This window comes from Marinomonas balearica (genome assembly GCF_004362145.1).
Taxonomy (GTDB): domain Bacteria; phylum Pseudomonadota; class Gammaproteobacteria; order Pseudomonadales; family Marinomonadaceae; genus Marinomonas; species Marinomonas balearica.
Map to the genome: position 1 here is coordinate 438064 of NZ_SNXC01000010.1, position 18663 is coordinate 456726.

General features: G+C 44.0%; 16 protein-coding genes and 1 other RNA gene. All 17 read left to right on the forward strand.

The genetic code is table 11. From position 1 onward, the window contains the following. Nucleotides 1-40 precede the first annotated feature (40 nt). The 17 genes from DFP79_RS07170 (at nt 41) to DFP79_RS07250 (ending at nt 18638) form a co-directional block, all read left to right on the forward strand. Nucleotides 41-1558, forward strand: a complete 1518-nt coding sequence (locus DFP79_RS07170; RefSeq protein WP_133503244.1) for a fumarate hydratase — start codon at nt 41-43, stop codon at nt 1556-1558. Between the two features lie 226 nt (nt 1559-1784). Next, nucleotides 1785-2477, forward strand: a complete 693-nt coding sequence (locus DFP79_RS07175; RefSeq protein WP_133503245.1) for a response regulator transcription factor — start codon at nt 1785-1787, stop codon at nt 2475-2477. A 15-nt stretch (nt 2478-2492) separates the two neighbouring features. Next, nucleotides 2493-3851: a HAMP domain-containing sensor histidine kinase gene (locus DFP79_RS07180; RefSeq protein WP_133503246.1), complete on the forward strand. Its 1359-nt coding sequence runs from the start codon at nt 2493-2495 to the stop codon at nt 3849-3851. A 62-nt stretch (nt 3852-3913) separates the two neighbouring features. Next, nucleotides 3914-4260, forward strand: an RNA gene (gene rnpB, locus DFP79_RS07185) — RNase P RNA component class A. Between the two features lie 315 nt (nt 4261-4575). Then, on the forward strand, nt 4576-5031 hold the full coding sequence (gene mraZ / locus DFP79_RS07190; protein ID WP_133503247.1) for a division/cell wall cluster transcriptional repressor MraZ: 456 nt from the start codon (nt 4576-4578) through the stop codon (nt 5029-5031). Beyond that, a complete protein-coding gene (gene rsmH / locus DFP79_RS07195) occupies nt 5028-5966 on the forward strand; it encodes a 16S rRNA (cytosine(1402)-N(4))-methyltransferase RsmH (RefSeq protein ID WP_133503248.1) in 939 nt (312 codons plus the stop codon). Before mraZ ends, rsmH begins: the two co-directional genes overlap by 4 nt. Next, entirely contained in the window at nt 5959-6234 is a 276-nt protein-coding gene (ftsL, locus tag DFP79_RS07200; RefSeq protein ID WP_133503249.1) for a cell division protein FtsL, read from the forward strand. Before rsmH ends, ftsL begins: the two co-directional genes overlap by 8 nt. Continuing rightward, entirely contained in the window at nt 6231-7991 is a 1761-nt protein-coding gene (locus DFP79_RS07205) for a peptidoglycan D,D-transpeptidase FtsI family protein (protein WP_133503250.1), read from the forward strand. The genes ftsL and DFP79_RS07205 overlap by 4 nt, the downstream gene beginning before the upstream one ends. A gap of 4 nt (nt 7992-7995) precedes the next feature. Then, on the forward strand, nt 7996-9477 hold the full coding sequence (locus DFP79_RS07210) for a UDP-N-acetylmuramoyl-L-alanyl-D-glutamate--2,6-diaminopimelate ligase (RefSeq protein ID WP_133503251.1): 1482 nt from the start codon (nt 7996-7998) through the stop codon (nt 9475-9477). Further along, entirely contained in the window at nt 9470-10828 is a 1359-nt protein-coding gene (locus DFP79_RS07215; protein ID WP_133503252.1) for a UDP-N-acetylmuramoyl-tripeptide--D-alanyl-D-alanine ligase, read from the forward strand. The genes DFP79_RS07210 and DFP79_RS07215 overlap by 8 nt, the downstream gene beginning before the upstream one ends. Before the next feature lie 13 nt (nt 10829-10841). Beyond that, nucleotides 10842-11924: a phospho-N-acetylmuramoyl-pentapeptide-transferase gene (mraY, locus tag DFP79_RS07220; protein ID WP_133503253.1), complete on the forward strand. Its 1083-nt coding sequence runs from the start codon at nt 10842-10844 to the stop codon at nt 11922-11924. Between the two features lie 10 nt (nt 11925-11934). After that, the gene (murD, locus tag DFP79_RS07225; protein WP_133503254.1) at nt 11935-13284 is read left to right on the forward strand and encodes a UDP-N-acetylmuramoyl-L-alanine--D-glutamate ligase; all 1350 of its coding nucleotides are present in this window, start codon (nt 11935-11937) and stop codon (nt 13282-13284) included. Beyond that, entirely contained in the window at nt 13281-14501 is a 1221-nt protein-coding gene (gene ftsW, locus DFP79_RS07230) for a putative lipid II flippase FtsW (protein ID WP_133503255.1), read from the forward strand. Before murD ends, ftsW begins: the two co-directional genes overlap by 4 nt. After that, nucleotides 14498-15571 (forward strand): undecaprenyldiphospho-muramoylpentapeptide beta-N-acetylglucosaminyltransferase, encoded by a 1074-nt coding sequence (murG, locus tag DFP79_RS07235; RefSeq protein WP_133503256.1) that lies wholly within the window; start codon nt 14498-14500, stop codon nt 15569-15571. The genes ftsW and murG overlap by 4 nt, the downstream gene beginning before the upstream one ends. Continuing rightward, entirely contained in the window at nt 15571-16998 is a 1428-nt protein-coding gene (murC, locus tag DFP79_RS07240) for a UDP-N-acetylmuramate--L-alanine ligase (RefSeq protein ID WP_133503257.1), read from the forward strand. The genes murG and murC overlap by 1 nt, the downstream gene beginning before the upstream one ends. Beyond that, nucleotides 16998-17945 (forward strand): D-alanine--D-alanine ligase, encoded by a 948-nt coding sequence (locus DFP79_RS07245; protein WP_133503258.1) that lies wholly within the window; start codon nt 16998-17000, stop codon nt 17943-17945. Before murC ends, DFP79_RS07245 begins: the two co-directional genes overlap by 1 nt. A gap of 3 nt (nt 17946-17948) precedes the next feature. Then, entirely contained in the window at nt 17949-18638 is a 690-nt protein-coding gene (locus DFP79_RS07250; RefSeq protein ID WP_133503259.1) for a cell division protein FtsQ/DivIB, read from the forward strand. Nucleotides 18639-18663: the final 25 nt, after the last annotated feature.

Below are 18663 nucleotides of genomic sequence, written 5' to 3' on the forward strand. Positions count from 1 at the left end.
CTCGCACTAAAATAAACACAATACTCAGCAGGAGAGAGGCATGAGCATTATTAAAGAAGATGATCTGATAGATAGCGTTGCGGACGCATTGCAGTTTATCTCTTATTACCATCCTATCGACTTTGTTAAAGGCGTTCATGAAGCGTACGAACGTGAGGAGAGTCAGGCTGCCAAAGATGCAATGGCGCAGATTTTGATCAACTCACGCATGTGTGCTGAGGGTAAGCGCCCTATCTGTCAAGATACAGGGATTGTGACGGTTTTTGTAAAAGTCGGAATGAATGTTCAGTGGGAGAGCTCAAAAAGCGTCACTGATATGATTAACGAAGGTGTGCGTCGTGCCTATTTGAACCCAGATAATGTTCTTCGCGCCTCTATTCTGGCTGACCCTGCTGGTGCTCGTAAAAATACCAAGGACAATACGCCTGCCGTTATCCATATGGAAATAGTGCCTGGAGATACGGTCGAAGTTCATGTTGCAGCTAAAGGTGGTGGTTCGGAAAACAAATCTAAGCTGGCGATGTTGAATCCGTCCGACTCTATTGTTGAGTGGGTTAAGAAAACAGTCCCAACGATGGGTGCTGGCTGGTGTCCACCAGGAATGTTGGGTATTGGTATCGGCGGTACGGCCGAAAAAGCCATGGTTATGGCAAAAGAGTCGTTGATGGACCCTATTGATATCCATGAGCTAAAAGAGCGAGGCCCACAAAATAAAGTTGAAGAGCTTCGTTTAGAAATCTTCGATGCGGTAAATAGTTTAGGTATTGGTGCTCAAGGTCTAGGTGGTCTAACGACGGTTCTTGACGTGAAAATCATGGATTATCCGACTCATGCTGCATCTTTGCCCGTTGCTATGATTCCTAACTGTGCAGCGACTCGTCACGCTCACTTTGTTCTGGATGGTACTGGACCTGCGGATCTGGTTCCTCCTTCTTTGGATGACTGGCCAGATATTACATGGGAAGTCGGAGATTCTGTTCGTCGTGTTAATTTAAACGATGTCACACCTGAAGAAGTAAAGGAATGGAAGCCGGGTGAAACGGTATTGCTGAACGGTAAAATGTTAACTGGTCGCGATGCTGCTCATAAAAAAATGGTTGAAATGATTGCGAATGGTGAAGAGTTGCCCGTTGACCTGAAAGGGCGATTTATTTACTACGTTGGCCCAGTTGACCCAGTGAAAGATGAAGCGGTAGGACCTGCAGGCCCAACAACTTCAACTCGTATGGATAAGTTCACCCACACTATGTTAGAAAAAACTGGCTTGCTGGGTATGATTGGTAAGGCGGAACGCGGACCGGCAGCCATTGAGGCGATTAAAGAGTTTGGTGCTGTGTATTTGATGGCGGTAGGTGGTGCAGCCTATCTGGTCTCCAAAGCGATAAAGAAAGCAGATGTGGTTGCGTTCCCAGAGATGGGTATGGAAGCAATTTACGAGTTTGATGTCGTTGATATGCCCGTTACAGTAGCGGTTGATTCAGAAGGAACGTCCGTTCATCTTACGGGGCCTGCTGAGTGGAAGGCTCGCATCGAAGAGCAAGCTATCGAAATTAAGTAATTGTCAATGTAAGTGGCTTGATCGAAAAAAAAGCGTGAATTATTCACGCTTTTTTTATGTTTGTTTTAAGCCTCTCTGCAAGTTTCAACTCTGTTGTGTACGTCAATATTGTCCTTTTAAGTTCGATTTCCTTAATTGTAAAGACATTGAAAAGGCCGCTGGGTTTTTATTTTGAGTACGTTAACATGGTCTATAAATTTGAATTGTAAGGAATGAAGGTATCGGCATGGTTAAATTATTATTAGCGGACGATGATGCGCGCTTGTCGGAGCTTATTAAAGAATACTTTGATGGTGAGGGTTATGATGTAACCCATGCTTGGAATGGACGAGAAGCGCTCGATTGTATGGCACAAGAAATGCCTGATATCGTTATTTTGGATGTCATGATGCCCGAATTGGATGGGTTTGATACGTTAAAACAGATCCGGTCGAAAAGCACAGTGCCGGTAATAATGTTAACGGCTAAAGGCGATGATATAGATCGCATTCTCGGTTTGGAGATGGGAGCAGATGATTACTTGTCAAAACCATTTAATCCGAGAGAGTTATTGGCGCGAATTAAGGCAATATTAAGGCGATCTACTCAGGAAAAAGACGACGACACTGTGACGGATATTGAAATGTCTGGGGTGTTATTACGTCGTAAAGATCGAACGGTGCATTTGGATGGGGAGCTGGTTGATCTAACGACCTCAGAATATACGTTGTTAGAATGCATGCTCATGGTGCCTGGGCAGGTGTTGACGAAGCAAGAGTTGTCTGAGAAAGCGCTTGGGCGAAAGTTGACTATGTATGATCGCAGCTTAGATATGCATATCAGTAATTTGCGTAAAAAGGTCGGAAACCAAAAATCTGGAGATGCTCGGATTAAAACAGTGCGCGGAGTTGGTTATATATTTGTGGAGTCAGTGGACTAAGGATAAGTTCAAAGGATGAAAAATACTTTTTTTCGCGTTTTTTTGGTTGTTTTGTTGTCGAACGTAGTGGTCGTGACAATAGGTTTCTCTTTAGTCTATTGGATGGAGCAAAATAATAGAATATCGGATGAACGTTTAGGGGAAATCGGCATTGTTTTGGTTAAGGAGTATGAGGCTCTAGGTGTCAGGGCTCTACGTGACAAAGTTCGAGATATTGAAGCTGAGCTAAATGGAAGGATCTATCTTTATCAAGAAAACGGGCGACCTCTTCTACGCCCTTTGCCGAGAGATCCTAGGGGAGGCCCAGAAGAAGGTGTCTTGCCAGAAAATGTGCGTCAAGAAGAAGGTAAAAGAGAGCCGCCTGATGATTTAGGTCGACCATTTTCTGATTTTGTTAGAAGTCAATTTGTGCCAATTATTGGCGTTAGTGATGCGCAATATCTTCTGATTTATCGTTCGCACCCAGAACCTCCGCCGCTTGCTCCAGCTGTGATTTTAGGTTTTTCTGTATTGGGTTTGTTGGTATCAAGCGCCATTTTGAGTTATTGGCTGCTGTCTCCTTTACTGGGGTTACAGAGAAAGGTTCGTTCTCTTGGCTTTGGGGAAACTAACGCTCGAATGGAAGGTGGATTGATCAAACGGCACGATATGATTGGTGATCTTGCTAGAGAGTTTAACGACATGGCGGAGCGCATTGATCTTTTGCTTAGTTCTAAAGAGCGCTTAATGCGAGATGTTTCCCATGAGCTGAGAACGCCACTTGCTCGAATTGAAGTGGCGTTGACAATTGCAGAAGATAAGCGTGGTAGTGATTCACAGCAGAGCTATCTCGACCGAATTCGGCGCGAGCTGCACGAGCTTGACGAGTTGATCGGTCAAGTATTGACTCTTTCTCGATTAGAGGCAGGGTCTCTTAAGAAAGAAACTATTGATTTTCAATCGTGGCTTGATGAGATCGTCGATGATGTAAGCTTTGAAAGTCAGCTTAAAGGTATTGAAATAGTTAAGGAGGGTGAGCTGCCTGTTGAGTTGTTTGGAGATGCATTGCAGTTAAGGCATGCTCTTGAGAATGTTCTGAGGAATGCTTGCTTTTATACAGGAGAAAACGGCACTGTACGTATCGTCAGTGACGTTGAGTCGGATTATGCTTTAGTGTCTATAATCGATTCGGGTACTGGGGTGCCTGAAGATATGTTGGAAAAAATCTTCCATGCATTTTTTAGGTCTTCATCTGCTAGAGAATCGAATACAGGCGGATACGGTGTTGGTTTGACGATTGCTAAGCGGATTGTTCAAGCTCACGGCGGCGTTATTTCTGCAAAAAATGTTACCTCTGGTGGCTTGAGGGTGGACTTTAGGTTGCCTTTACGTTGAAAGTTGAGCTGAATGTTTTATTTTTCTTGCATTTAGTCTCTCAATCATTAACATGCGCTGCGCAAGCTGGCCAGGCAGTCGCCGCCTTTTTAAAGGGGGAGGAAAGTCCGGGCTTCGCAGGGTAAAGTGCCAGGTAACGCCTGGGGGGCGAAAGCCTACGGAAAGTGCAGCAGAAAATAAACCGCCTAAGCAGTTCGCTGCCGGTAAGGTTGAAATGGTGCGGTAAGAGCGCACCGCGCGACTGGTAACAGTTCGTGGCAAGGTAAACCCCACTTGAAGCAAGACCAAATAGGAGCTCATTGGTGTGACCCGCACTGAGTTCGGGTAGGTCGCTAAAGACGTGCAGTGATGTACGTATTAGATGAATGGCTGTCCACGACAGAACCCGGCTTATCGGCCAGCTTGCAAACTTTTCCCCTTTTGTTATCTAGTTTAATGCTCCCCCCCAAAATCAACTTTTTCTTGTGTTTTAATTTTCTCGTTCCGTGTTGCCCTCGGTGTTTTGCAAGTTACCTCGGTTATTTTAATCGTGAATTTGTGTATCGCTCGCTTTTATATAATTAAATCTGATTATCCAGATTGATAATAAAGGTCGTCCCTTTATAGGGAGGAGTCTATGACTTATGTTCGTATCGATTTTGTTAATTTGGACGATTTTTTTTACCATTTTTTTCAAAAAGTGTTAAATTGTGGGATAAAGTGTCGATAAGTGGGGTTGTAGATCGTGTTTCGTGGAATTCATCAAATTAGCGTTGATGCCAAAGGCCGAATGTCTTTGCCTGCGCGCTTGCGAGATGAATTAGAATGCGAAGAAGCTAGCCACGTTGTTGTAACGATTGATCCGTCGTCTCGATGTTTGCTTTTGTACCCCTTAGATGAGTGGGAGCAAATACAAGAAAAATTGGATCGCCTACCAAGTTTTCAACCTCAGGCGAGGCGCTTGCAGCGTTTACTGGTAGGGCACGCGACGGATTTAGAAATAGATAAGGCGGGGAGGGTGTTACTGCCTGCTCCCCTGCGCGACTTTGCCAAGTTAGACAAAAAAGTAACACTGCTTGGTCAAGGCAAAAAAATTGAAATCTGGAGCCTCGAAGAGTGGGAGTCTCAAAGAGATGAATACTTATCAGAAGCGGCTTTAGAAGATTTTCAACTAGACAATATGATGGATATCTCTTTATGACGAGCAATGAACACGAACATATTAGTGTCATGCTAAATGAATCGGTAGACATGCTGATTACCGATGAATCGGGCCAATATGTTGATGGGACGTTTGGGCGTGGAGGTCACACCCGATTAGTGCTTTCTAAATTGAGAGACGGTCAGTTGTTAGGGTTCGACAAAGACCCAGTAGCAATCGAATACGGGAAAAAATTGGAGGTTGAAGACTCGAGGTTTTCAATCGTACAAGACAGTTTTGCCAATATGCTTGAGCACATACCAAGTGTTTTTGGCACGGAACAAATCGATGGCATTATGATGGACCTTGGGGTGTCATCTCCTCAACTTGATGATGCAGAACGCGGCTTTAGTTTTATGAATGACGGCCCGTTAGATATGCGGATGAACCCTGATAAAGGGATGAGCGCCGCTGAATGGATCGCTGTAGCGGATGAGAAAGAAATAGCGGATGTTATGTATCAGTTTGGTGAAGAGCGCTTCTCCCGTCGGATCGCAAGAGCAATATGTGAAAAACGCTCCGAGGTTCCTATTACGACAACAGCGCAGTTATCAAAGATTGTTGCAGAAGCTAACCCCGCTTGGGAAAAAGGAAAAAACCCTGCTACCCGGGCGTTCCAAGGAATTCGAATATTCATAAATAATGAGCTTGGAGATCTTGAAAAAGGTTTAGAAGCTGCGGTTGATTCGTTGAAGGTTGGTGGGCGTTTGGTTGTGATCAGCTTCCACTCATTGGAGGATCGAATCGTTAAGCGGTTTATGAAAAAAATGTCCAAAGGGCCTGACTTACCGCGTCATTTGCCTATTCAAAACGCTCATTTGGATATTAAGTTTAAGACCATTGGTAAAGCGACAAAGCCTTCCAAAGATGAGGTGAGTAGTAATGTTCGGTCTCGAAGTGCAGTGCTTCGGGTGTTGGAGCGAATTCGTGACTAAAGAAAAATGGCTTTCTTCGTATGTCTTGTCGGTTATTGCTGTTGTGGTGCTTGCCATTGTATTGATCGTTCAGGTCTACGAATTCCGGAAGGATTTTTCATACTTACAAAGTCTTAAAAAAGAAGAAGTGAATTTAGAGGTTGTATGGGGGCAGTTGCTGTTAGAGCAAAGTGCTTTGACTCAACCAAGTCGATTGGAGCAAGCCGCAGTGAAAGAGCTAAATATGCATGCACCAAGTCAAAATGAGTTAATTATTGTTAAACCATGAATGAAAGTAACGGGCATTTTAGGCCTGATAAATGGCGAATTTACTTCATCTACCTAGTGGCGGCGGTTCTGTTTTCTGTTGCGGGTGGACGTCTGTTTTATTTGTCTGTCGTGAAAAAGGATTTTTTGCAAAGTCAGGGTGAAATGAGAGCAGTTCGAACGGTTTCGATACCCGCTACACGTGGAATGATACTTGATCGTAATGGCGAGCCGCTTGCTGTAAGCACGCCAACGTGGACAATAATTGCTAACCCCAGAAAGTTGTGGGAGCTTGAAAAAGATCCTAAGGCAAAAACCACACCCCAAGCCGAAATGGATCGGTTAGCAAAAGTGACAGGGCTTGGGCGAGCGTGGTTACAAGAGAAGTTTGAGTTTAACCGCAACAAAGCATTTATGTACTTGCGTCGCCAAATTCCACCTCAAGATGCGGATGAAATAATGGCCGCTAAAGTTGTTGGGGTGAGTAAACGTAAAGAATATAAGCGGTTTTACCCTTCTGGTGAAGTGACGGCGCATGTCGTTGGTTTTACCGGTATTGATGATAAAGGTCAGGAAGGACTGGAGCTTGCATATGAAAGCAGTTTGCAGGGTACTCCCGGTAAAAGATCCTATCTCAAAGATTTAAAAGGGAATGAAATACTTCGTATTGGTCAAGATTTGCCAGAACACCCAGGTGAGAATATCGAACTGAGTATTGATCTTCGTCTTCAATATCTTGCGTATCGAGAGCTTAAAGCTGCAGTGACTCAAAATAGAGCAGCGTCGGCTTCAGCGGTTATTCTGGATGTAAAAACGGGCGAAATTCTCGCTATGGTGAATCAACCTTCTTATAACCCAAACGACCGATCTACTCTAGAATATGATCAGTTGCGTAACCGAGCTGTTATTGATCTATTTGAGCCAGGCTCAACGATGAAACCGTTCACTGTGTCCGCGGCACTGAGATCTGGTCAGTACACAACTGAGTCGATTATTGATACTCACCCAGGCTACTTGAGGTTTGGTAGACAAACAATACGAGATTTGGGTAATTACGGTAAGATCGATTTAGAAACCGTTTTGGTAAAATCCAGTAATGTGGGGACGTCAAAAATCACGCTGTCACTGCCTCAAGATACAGTGTGGAATTTAGACTATGAGCTGGGTATCGGCTCTCTTGCTGGTATTGGTTTTCCTGGGGAGGCCACAGGTGTATTACCCTCACGACCTAAGTGGCATCCAGCTGAAATTGCGACGTTATCATATGGTTACGGTCTGTCGGTAACCACGCTTCAGTTAGCTCAAGCTTATATGGTGCTTGCTAATGATGGCTATAAAGTTCCTGTTACCTTACTCAAGCAAGAGCTGCCGCTCGAAGGGAAGCAGGTGTTACCGCCAAATGTCTCTAAATCAGTCGTTAGTATGCTGGAATCTGTTGTCTTGAGGGGCTCAGGTAAGCGTGCTCGTATCCCTGGTTATCGCGTAGCGGGCAAAACAGGTACTGTTCACAGGGTGGGTTCTCAGGGCTACGAATACGACCAATACAATGCCATTTTTGCAGGTATTGCTCCTGCCTCTGACCCGCGTCTTGCAATGGTTGTCATTGTGAACGACCCCAAAGGGCGAAAATATTACGGCGGTGAAGTTGCCGCACCTGTGTTTTCGCGTGTGATGGAAGGTGCGTTAACCACACTGAATGTGACGCCTGATCTACCCGAGGGTCTACGGGAAGTTCGACTAGAGCCAAAGGTGCCATATCGACTAGCGCAGGGAGGGTAATTGGATGTTTCAACTTAGCGAGTTTGAACGCTTTCTATCGCTTGATGGTCGGTTTGAAGACTTAAATTATCCGCTAACTAATGTGGAAACAGACAGTAGAAAGGTGTCCTCTGAGACGCTTTTTGTCGCTTTGCCGGGTGTAGAAAGCAATGGGTGGGATTATCTTGATGCTGTTGAAAAACAGGGGTGTAAGTATGCCATTGTTCCATCTAATGTTGGAAAAGAGATTTTTCAGAATCGAAATGGTTCGTTGAACGTCATCGCCTCTGACAATGTTTATGCTTTCTTAAAAGCGCTTGTAGAACAGTCGATAGGGAAAGCGCCACGTCACCTAATAGCCGTCACGGGCACAAACGGAAAATCTTCTATTTGCTTTTACGTTGCTCAACTTGCTGACGCAATAGGTTTAACCAGTGCAATTATTGGTACCTTTGGTGTTGGGAAGCTCAATAGTCTGCGCGAAGCGAAACAAACTACGCCAGATCTGCTTACGTTGCAAAAAACGTTGGCTCGGTTCGAAAAAGAGTGTGTTGACTTAGTTGCTTTTGAAGTTTCATCTCATGCTTTAGATCAAAATAGAGTTAACGGAGTGGCTATTAATACAGCAATATTTTCGAACCTGTCTCAGGACCACCTCGATTATCACGGCTCAATGGAGAATTACGCTGAGGCTAAGCGTAAATTATTCCGCCTTCCGTCAGTGGCACGCGCGATTTTCTGTAGTCAATCTGATTACTATAACTTCATGAGTGAAAAAGCGAATGGTGAAAGACTGTATTACGGGGAGCGATCTGAGGATGATTTTGCAATAAGCAATGTGGTTTACCATGCGGCAGGTTGCACTTTTACTCTTTCTGTTGCTGAGGCCCATTATGAGGTTGAGTTGCCTCTTATGGGGGAATTCAATGTTGAAAATGCTGTGGGTGCATTGGCGTCAGTCTGGCCGTTAACCGAAAATAAGCTGGCGTTGATATCAGCACTTAATGAGCTTAAGGGCGCTCCCGGTCGGATGGAAAAGGTGTTGCTTGAGAGTACAGCGAAAACGCCTGTCGTTCTGGTGGATTATGCACATACGCCTGATGCGCTGTCTGTCGCATTAAAAGCTCTGTCTGTTCATTCGAATGCTCCGGTTACTTGTGTATTTGGTTGTGGTGGTGATAGGGATAAAGGAAAGCGTTCTCAAATGATGCAAGCCGCATTTGAGAATGCCGACAAAATTATATTGACCACGGATAACCCAAGGACAGAATCTCCAGATGATATTATTCAGGATGCGTTAAAGGGTATTTCAGAAATCGAAAGGCAGAAGGTGATTGTAGATAAGGATCGTCGGAACGCTATTGAGCATGCGATTCTCTCTGCGTCGAGTAACGAAATTGTGCTGATCGCAGGAAAGGGCCATGAAACGTATCAAGACGTTAATGGTGTGAAATATCACTTTGATGATAAAGAAGAGGCGTTAAGCGCTCTGAAAAAATATGCTTAAAAAACTTAAGTTATCTCATATTGCAAATCTTTGTGGCGGTGTTCTATTCGGAGAAGACTGTGTTGTATCAGATGTTTCTACGGACTCTAGAGAGGATCTTTCTGGAAAGCTTTTTGTGGCGTTGCGCGGTGAAAATTTTGACGGGCACGCTTTCGTTGTCAATGCAATGTCTCAGGGTGCGGGTGGTGTTGTAGTTGATGCGAGTTTTGATTCGTTAGTTGAGCCGCGAGTAGTTGTTCAGGATACGTTGAAAGCGTATCAAGCGATCGCGCAGTATTTGCGTCTGGAGTTTCAGGGCTGTGTGTTTGGGATTACGGGCAGTAATGGAAAAACCAGTGTAAAAGATTGGTTGGCTCAGTCTTTGAGTGAATTCGGAAGTGTGCTCAAGACCCAAAGTAATTATAACAACCAAATTGGCGTGCCCCAGACGCTTATTCAGATAGAAAATACTCATGATTATGCTGTTATTGAAGCGGGCACCAGTTTCCCCGGTGAAATCGAGATTCTTTCCAAAACGATTCAGTCAGATGTTGTCATTTTAACAAATGCAAGTGGCAGTCATTTAGAGGGTTTTGGTACAACAGAGGCGATTGCAAAGGAAAAAGGCAATTTGATTGCGTTTTCACTTCCGTCATCAGCTATTGTTTTGAACTTCGATGATCCATTTTTTGATTATTGGCGGAATATTGCGGGCTCTCGTAGAGTTTTTAGTTTTTCGTTGCTTGATTCACGTGCGGATATTTACACGTCAAATTTAGTTCTTGGGGCAAATGCATCTACTTGTACTGTTCACTTTATGGGGCAGGCGTCTTTGGTAACTGTGCCATCTCCGGGCAAACACCAAATTTATAATGCTTTGGCTGTCATGCTGGCTATGATGGCTGCTGGTGTATCCTTTAATGATGCATTGGCGGGTATTTCAAAAGCAGTTGTCGTCCCAAGAAGAATGGAATTTGGCTTGACGAAAAATAACGTTCTCTTGATTGATGACTGTTACAATGCCAGCCCAACTTCTGTTGAAGCTGGCATTGATGTGCTTGCGATGCAAGATAAACCCACAAAGTGGTTGGTGTTGGGAGCGCTTGGTGAGTTGGGAGATAAGGAAGAGAGTATTCATCGGAATCTTGGGCGATATGCGGCTGAGGCCGGTATAGATCACGTTTTGGCTGTTGGGCCAGTTGCTGGAATGGCAGCCGACGAATTTGAAAAAGCGGGAAAAGAAGGACGCGTTTACGCAACGAAAGAAAGTCTCGCGCGGTTTTTGTTAACCTTAAATAATGAACATGCTGTCTTGGTGAAAGGCTCACGGTCTTCTAAGATGGACGATATTGTAAACGCTATAAAAATCTAGGAATTGTCCTAAAATGCTACTTTTTTTAACGGCTTACTTAAGTAAGTACTTCACTTTTTTTTCTGTGTTTAATTACCTTTCCTTAAGGGCTATTTTGGGCGTTCTGACTGCGCTCTTTATTTCCTTGCTTATCGGGAAGCGAGTAATCCGTTTATTGCAAACGCTACAGATTGGTCAGGCGGTGAGATCAGATGGACCACAGACCCATTTAAGTAAAGAGGGTACGCCGACAATGGGCGGCGCGCTGATTATTTTTTCAATCTGTATTAGTACATTACTTTGGGGTGATCTAACAAACCAGTATATATGGGTAGTTGTGTTGACGACGTTGGCATTCGGCTTGGTCGGCTGGGTGGATGACTATCGCAAAGTTGTTGAGAAAAACCCACGTGGCTTGCCCGCTAAATGGAAATATCTTTGGCAAAGTGTGTTTGGATTAGCTGCAGCGCTGTATCTATATATGACAGCTTCTACACCCGCTGAAACATCGCTCATTGTTCCACTATTTAAAGATGTTGCCATTCCTCTGGGTGTGTTTTTTGTTGTGCTCACGTATTTTGTTATTGTTGGAACGAGTAATGCGGTTAATTTGACTGATGGCTTAGATGGTTTAGCTATTTTGCCGACGGTTCTAGTGGGTGGTGCGTTAGGTGTCTTTGCTTATCTTACTGGTAATATTCGATTCGCAGATTATTTGCTGATTCCCTATGTTGAAGGCGCTGGTGAACTCATTGTGTTTTGTGCAGCACTTGTCGGAGCTGGATTGGGTTTTCTTTGGTTTAATACCTACCCCGCTCAAATATTTATGGGGGATGTTGGTGCGCTGGCGTTAGGGGCTGCATTGGGAGTGATTGCGGTCATTGTTCGACAAGAGCTTGTTCTGTTTATCATGGGGGGCGTTTTTGTAATGGAGACGGTTTCTGTCATATTACAAGTTGCATCTTATCGACTGACGAAACGACGTATATTTCGTATGGCACCAATCCATCATCACTTTGAATTGAAAGGATGGGCTGAACCTAAAGTAATCGTTCGGTTTTGGATTATCACAGTCTGTTTGGTTCTCGTTGGATTTGCTACGTTGAAAGTACGTTAAAGAGGTTGGCATGGGTTTAATTGGATCTGATAAGGTTCGGGCAGTAGTTGGGCTTGGTAAGTCAGGTGTTTCATGTGCCAAGTTTTTAGCAGAGAAAGGCATTGATTTCGTTATTGTGGATTCCAGAGAAAACCCGCCAGGGTTGGATGAAGTCAAAACATTTTGTGACAATACTCGTATATTTACGGGGTCGCTTGAGCCTCTTTTGCGTCTAGGGGTGACAGAGTTGTATGTTAGTCCCGGTGTGCCTTTATCTACACCAGTGTTGAAGACCTTGGCCGATCAAGGTGTAGCGATGAGGGGGGATATTGACCTTTTTGCTGAATATGTCGATGTGCCTTTTATCGCTATAACAGGTTCAAACGCGAAAAGCACAGTAACCACGCTGGTTGAATATTTATTGAAGTCGGTGGGTAAAAGGGCGCAGGCCGGAGGGAATTTAGGGCTTCCGGCGCTGGATGTATTGTCTCACGAAGCGGACTATTACGTTCTAGAGTTGTCTAGTTTTCAGTTGGAAACGACACATGCTTTAAAAGCAGATGTTGCTTGTATGCTCAACGTCAGTGAAGATCATATGGATCGCTATGATGACCTCTATTCCTATCAGCGTGCCAAGCAGCGCATTTATCGAGGTTGTAAATCTGCCGTATGTAATAAGCAAGATATACTTACAGCGCCTCTGTTGGCTCAAGATACTCCTGTTCGAGCCTTTACTACAGGAAGCCCTGACCTTAAAGAGTTTGGTCTGTTGCCCGATGATCAGGGTGTTTGGTTGTCAAAGGGAGTAAAGCCGTTATATCACTCATCTGAAATTGCTTTGCAGGGTGTTCACAACTATGCGAACGTTTTGGCGGCATTATCAATTCTTGATTTGCTCGGTATTGATATTGAGGCGCCGGCAATTGCTCAGGCACTCTATGAATTTAAAGGGTTACCTCATCGATGTGAAACGGTTTCAGTTGTTAATGATGTGACCTACATAAACGACTCAAAAGGGACGAATGTTGGAGCGACTCTGGCCGCGCTTTCTGGATTAGGAAGTTTGAAAAACAAAAATATTATCTTAATTGCGGGTGGTATAGGAAAAGATGCTGATTTTTCTCCACTTTCTGTGCCTATCGATAAGTTTGTGAAGCAAGTTGTTTTATTTGGTAAGGATGCCACGAATATTTCAAAAGTTGTTTCGAACTCAGTAAAGTGTGAATTTGTTGAGGGTTTGGATTCTGCGGTGTCAATGGCACATGATGTTTCTCAGCAAGGTGATATTGTTTTGTTCTCTCCCGCCTGTGCGAGTTTTGATATGTATAAAGGTTTTGAAGAGCGAGGCGAGCACTTCGTGGAGTTGGTCGAAGCATTATGAGGATTAAGCTCAGCGACATATTTGAACCATTAACCGCTTCTCAGATTGGGCGGGTTGATGTGTGGTTTGTTATGTCGCTTGTAGCAATTTTGGCATTGGGTATCGTTATGGTAGCCAGTGCATCGATTTCGGTGTCAGAGTCGATTCATAATACCCCATATTTTTTTATGGGCCGTCAGATTTTGTATCTGATTATTGGTGTCTCATTTGGGTTTATGATGTTGCAAATACCAACGCATAACCTTCAGAAATGGGGCATATTTATGATGCTTCTCTCGTTGATCTTGTTGGTGTTGGTTTTAATGCCTGGAATAGGTAAAACCGTGAATGGCAGTCGACGCTGGATTAATTTAATTGTTTTCAATCTACAAGCTTCAGAGGTAGCGAAGGTGTGTATGGTAGTTTATGTATCAGGCTACCTTGTTCGACGAGCTGAGCGTGTTAGAGAGAACCTTATCGGATTTGCTTTGCCTCTTTGTTTGACGTCACTTTTTCTGATTTTCTTAATGATGGAGCCTGATTTCGGTGCTTCTGTGGTGCTGATTGGAACTGTAATCGCGCTTCTTTTTATCGGCGGAGCTCCTGTCTATCAATTTATCGCTATCGTTATTATGGCTGTGTTGGTTATGGCTGGGTTGGCATTCTCTGAAAGCTATCGTGTTAAACGCTTAATGAATTTTGTAGATCCTTGGGCTGACCCTTTCAATGATGGTTATCAACTCAGTCAGGCATTAATTGCTTACGGTCGAGGAGAGTGGTTTGGGCTCGGTCTAGGGAACAGTGTACAAAAATTAAGTTACTTGCCAGAAGCGCATACCGATTTCGTTTTTTCTATTTGGGTTGAAGAGACTGGCTTATTGGGTGGAGTGCTTCTTCTGTGTCTTTTTGCGGTGCTGGTGTCGCGAATTTTTAAGATTGGTCATCGCGCTTTGTTGCACGCAAGGCCGTTCGCGGGATACATGTGCTTTGGTTTCGCAATTCTTATACTGGCTCAAGTGATTATTAATGTGGGGGTAAATACGGGCTTCCTACCAACAAAAGGACTGACGTTGCCTCTTATTAGTTACGGCGGCAGTAGCTTGATTATTACGCTTGGGTCTCTTTTTGTCGTCGCGCGGGTGGATATTGAAAATAAGTTGTCGAATGTTGAATCTGACGTGATCAACGAGAGTCAAGCGGCAGATACATCAGAGCATGAGGGTAAGGTGTTAGAGTGAGTCAGGAAAGAACGGTTGTTATTATGGCGGGCGGTACAGGTGGGCATATATACCCTGCTCTCGCGTGTGCGAATCGCTTTAGTCAGTTGGGGTTTAAAGTTGTCTGGCTAGGTTCGAAAGGTGGGATGGAAGAAAGTATTGTGCCAGCACACAATATCCCATTAGAGGTTATTTCGATCAAAGGTGTTAGAGGAAAAGGGTTGTTGGGGCTCGCAAAAGCACCTTTTCAAGTTCTTCATGCCATTGGTCAGGCCGTCGCTATATTGCGCACTTTAAAACCTTCTGTCGTTCTTGGAATGGGAGGTTTTGTCGCAGGACCTGGCGGCGTGGCTGCTAAAATGTTAGGTATTCCGCTTGTTATCCACGAGCAAAATGCGATTGCAGGAACCACAAATAAGTTACTTTCGAAAGTAGCTACGCTTAAGTTACAGGCATTTGATGGGGCTCTTCCAGCTGCATTGACTGTAGGAAACCCAGTAAGAGACGATATATTAAGTCAAGATGTGCGAGCCGCTCGTTCGAATGTTTCGCGTCCTTTAAAGTTACTGGTTGTAGGCGGTAGCTTGGGTGCAAGAGCAATTAATGAGTTGATTCCGGAGTTTTTGGCTGAATGGCAGGGAAGTGAGCGACTTGATGTTTGGCATCAAACTGGACGAAACAACATTGATGAAGTTCAGTTATCCTATCAAAATCATGGAATTGAAAGTGCTCGCGTCGAACCTTATATCGAGAATATGGCTCAAGCTTATTATTGGGCGGACATCGTTGTTTGTCGTGCTGGGGCTATGACAGTAAGTGAGCTTGCTGTCGCTGGTCTGCCGTCTATCTTAATTCCTTTTCCTCATGCTATTGATGATCATCAAACAGAAAATGCGAAACATTTATCAAAGCTCGGCGGTGCATTTTTGTTGCCGCAGTCTGATTTAAATGTTCCGACAGTCGCAAAATTACTTCAATCCGTTGTAACGGATCAGGATAAGTTAAAAGAAATGGGCGAGAGTGCAAAAAGGCTTGCTTTGCCTGATGCTACTCAGAATGTAGTGTCGAACTGTTTAAGGTATGCAAAATAATGAATGAAAATAAATTTCAATACGATATTCCTGCAATGCGTAGAATTCAAAAGGTGCACTTTATCGGTATTGGTGGTGTTGGTATGTGTGGAATCGCTGAGGTTCTTCATAATCAAGGGTATCAAGTTTCTGGCTCGGATATTAAAACAAGCTCTACTACGCAACGTTTGGAAGATATGGGTATCGGTGTCTACATCGGGCACAAAGAAGAGAATGTGTTCGATGCTCACGTTATTGTCGTTTCTACAGCGATAAATGAGGAGAACCCTGAAATAAAATGGGGGAAAGAGCATCGAATTCCTATCGTAAGACGAGCTGAAATGCTCGCTGAATTGATGCGCTATCGCCATGGTATTGCCGTTGCAGGTACTCATGGAAAAACGACAACGACGAGCTTAATGTCGTCAATTTTAACGGCAACAGGAGATGCTCCCACGTTTGTAATTGGTGGGAAGCTGACAAGTGCTGGCACCAATGCTCAACTTGGCAGCAGTAAATACCTTGTTGCTGAAGCTGATGAAAGTGACGCATCGTTTCTGCACTTGCAGCCACAAACGGTGATTGTGACTAATATTGATGAAGATCATATGGACACGTATCAAGGGGACTTTGAACAGGTAAAGCGCACATTTATTGAATTTATACATAATTTGCCATTTTACGGATTGGCTGTCTTGTGTATTGATGATGAAAATGTGCGGTCGATTTTGCCTGAATTGAGTCGTCCGGTTTTGACCTACGGTATTGAGAGTGAGGCGGACTTTTACGCTACTGATATCAAGCAATCAGGGCGCTACTGTGAATTTCTAGCACACCTGCCTGAAGGGGAGCCAATTAGGATTCGATTGCCTATGCCGGGTAAACATAATGTCTTAAATGCATTGGCGACGATCGCAGTTGCGAGTGATTTAGGGGTGGACCCAAAAATTATTCAGGCTGGGTTAATGGGATTTGAAGGTGTTGGGCGAAGATTTCAAGAGATGGATCCCCTTGAATTATCATCGGGCGGTAAGGTTATGTTTGTTGATGACTACGGACATCACCCTAGTGAGGTGTTAGCGACGGTTAATGCAATACGAGATGGTTGGCAAGATAAGCGTTTGGTCATGGTGTATCAGCCTCATCGCTTCACTCGCACGCGAGATCTCTATGAGGACTTTGTGCGTGTTTTATCTAAAGTGGATGTGTTGATTTTGCTAGATGTATATGCTGCGGGTGAAACGCCTATTAGCGGAGCGGACAGTAAATCTCTTTGTGGTAGCATTCGGATGCGAGGAAATGTTGATCCTATTCATGTCCGTGATGAAAGCGAGTTACAGTCTATTTTAGCTAATGTGTTGCGTGATGACGATTTGTTGATTACTCAAGGAGCTGGGAATATAGGTGTTATTTCTCGTAAGCTTGCTGCAACAGGAGTGATAAATTAATGAAATTACAAGATGCTCGTATTGCGGTTCTATATGGTGGTAAATGTGCTGAGAGAGAGGTTTCTCTTGAGTCTGGAGGCTTGATACTAGAGGCTCTTATAGGGAAAGGGTACGATGCGTTTGGCATTGATTTGTTTGGTGAGCAGCGAAACAGTGATCCAATAGCCCAGTTAACTGCTGAGAAATTTGATGTTGCTTTTATTGCCTTGCATGGTGGTGATGGAGAGGATGGTCATATACAGGCTGTATTAGATTTATTGTCAAAGCCATATACAGGAAGTCGTCAACTTGCGTGTGCTTTAGCGATGGATAAATTGATGACGAAAAAGTTATGGATAGGAATGGGAATCCCCACGCCGGAGTACATATCAGGTGCAGGTAAGGTTTCCATCGAATCCATAGAGCGTCAGCTTGAATATCCAGTGATCGTAAAACCATCCCGTGAAGGCTCCACTTTAGGCATTAGTAAAGCTGAAAATGCTGACCAATTGCGTGTCGCTCTCGAAGATGCTCTTAAGTACGATTCGGATATTTTGGTAGAAGAATTTATTGAGGGTCCTGAATTTACAGTGACCATTATTGATGATGAAGTTTATCCTGTCATTGGCTTAAAACCGTCTGAAGATCATCAGCTTTATGATTATGATGCTAAGTATCTGGCTGACGATACCGAGTATTTGCTTCCCTGTGGATTAAGTGATTTAGAAGAGTCACAACTTAAGGCTTTGTCTCTTGAGGCTTATAAAGCTGTTGGTTGTGAGGGATGGGGGCGAGTCGATGTAATGCGACGGATGAATGGTCACTTTTCTGTGCTTGAGGTAAATACTTCTCCGGGAATGACGTCTCACAGTCTAGTTCCTATGTCGGCGGCCTCTACTGGCATGAAATACCAAGACCTAGTTGAAAGAATATTAAACTCTGCATGGAGCTCAACTAACGGTGTCTAAAAAATGCGTTTAGCGGCATTGATTGGAGCGATTTCGCTCATTGTGTTCGCTGTTTTTCAGGGAGAGAAAGACAGTGCGCCCAATGAACGTTGGTTTGCAGTTAAGAGCATTGAAATCGCAGGGGATCTAATTAACGCGGATCGACAACAGCTTCAATTTGCTTACAGTGTTTTGCTTGGAGAGAGTCTGTTGACTTTGTCTTTAGAGCGGGCTGAGAGCGTTGCGCTGTCGCCAGAGTGGGTTGAAAGTGTAAGAATTCGCAAGGTTTGGCCAGACAAAATTGTTGTTGAGGTCAGTGAGCATAAACCAATAGCGCATTGGAATTCTAGGCAGGTTATTACCTCTAACGGGGAGGTGATTGCACCAAAAAACGGTGAAATTCTGCCACTGGCGAATTTAGAGGGGCCGGATGCGAGTAGTCAAATTGCATTAGACCAGTTTGGTTTGATGAGTCAAATGTTGTCAAACTCTAAATTAAGGATCAAAGAGTTGGTTCTTGAGGAGCGTGGCGCTTGGAATATCAAGTTTCAAAACGGTGTATATGTAAAACTTGGTCGAGACAAGGTTTTAGAACGTTTACAGCGATTTATTGCCGTGTATAAAAGTGATTTATCAGGTAAAATAAAGAATATTTTGTTAGTTGATGCTCGGTATCCTCATGGAGTATCGGTGCAATGGAACAAAAAATTATAAATTTGGCTTACATGTTGCTTTCAGA

Coding starts and splice junctions, on each gene's coding strand:
- rsmH (WP_133503248.1), top strand. CDS start 5,028: ATGACGAGCAATGAACACGAACATATTAGTGTCATGCTAAATGAATCG.
- DFP79_RS07245 (WP_133503258.1), top strand. CDS start 16,998: ATGAAATTACAAGATGCTCGTATTGCGGTTCTATATGGTGGTAAATGT.
- DFP79_RS07170 (WP_133503244.1), top strand. CDS start 41: ATGAGCATTATTAAAGAAGATGATCTGATAGATAGCGTTGCGGACGCA.
- murC (WP_133503257.1), top strand. CDS start 15,571: ATGAATGAAAATAAATTTCAATACGATATTCCTGCAATGCGTAGAATT.
- ftsW (WP_133503255.1), top strand. CDS start 13,281: ATGAGGATTAAGCTCAGCGACATATTTGAACCATTAACCGCTTCTCAG.
- murD (WP_133503254.1), top strand. CDS start 11,935: ATGGGTTTAATTGGATCTGATAAGGTTCGGGCAGTAGTTGGGCTTGGT.
- DFP79_RS07215 (WP_133503252.1), top strand. CDS start 9,470: ATGCTTAAAAAACTTAAGTTATCTCATATTGCAAATCTTTGTGGCGGT.
- DFP79_RS07210 (WP_133503251.1), top strand. CDS start 7,996: ATGTTTCAACTTAGCGAGTTTGAACGCTTTCTATCGCTTGATGGTCGG.
- DFP79_RS07205 (WP_133503250.1), top strand. CDS start 6,231: ATGAATGAAAGTAACGGGCATTTTAGGCCTGATAAATGGCGAATTTAC.
- DFP79_RS07250 (WP_133503259.1), top strand. CDS start 17,949: ATGCGTTTAGCGGCATTGATTGGAGCGATTTCGCTCATTGTGTTCGCT.
- DFP79_RS07175 (WP_133503245.1), top strand. CDS start 1,785: ATGGTTAAATTATTATTAGCGGACGATGATGCGCGCTTGTCGGAGCTT.
- mraY (WP_133503253.1), top strand. CDS start 10,842: ATGCTACTTTTTTTAACGGCTTACTTAAGTAAGTACTTCACTTTTTTT.
- DFP79_RS07180 (WP_133503246.1), top strand. CDS start 2,493: ATGAAAAATACTTTTTTTCGCGTTTTTTTGGTTGTTTTGTTGTCGAAC.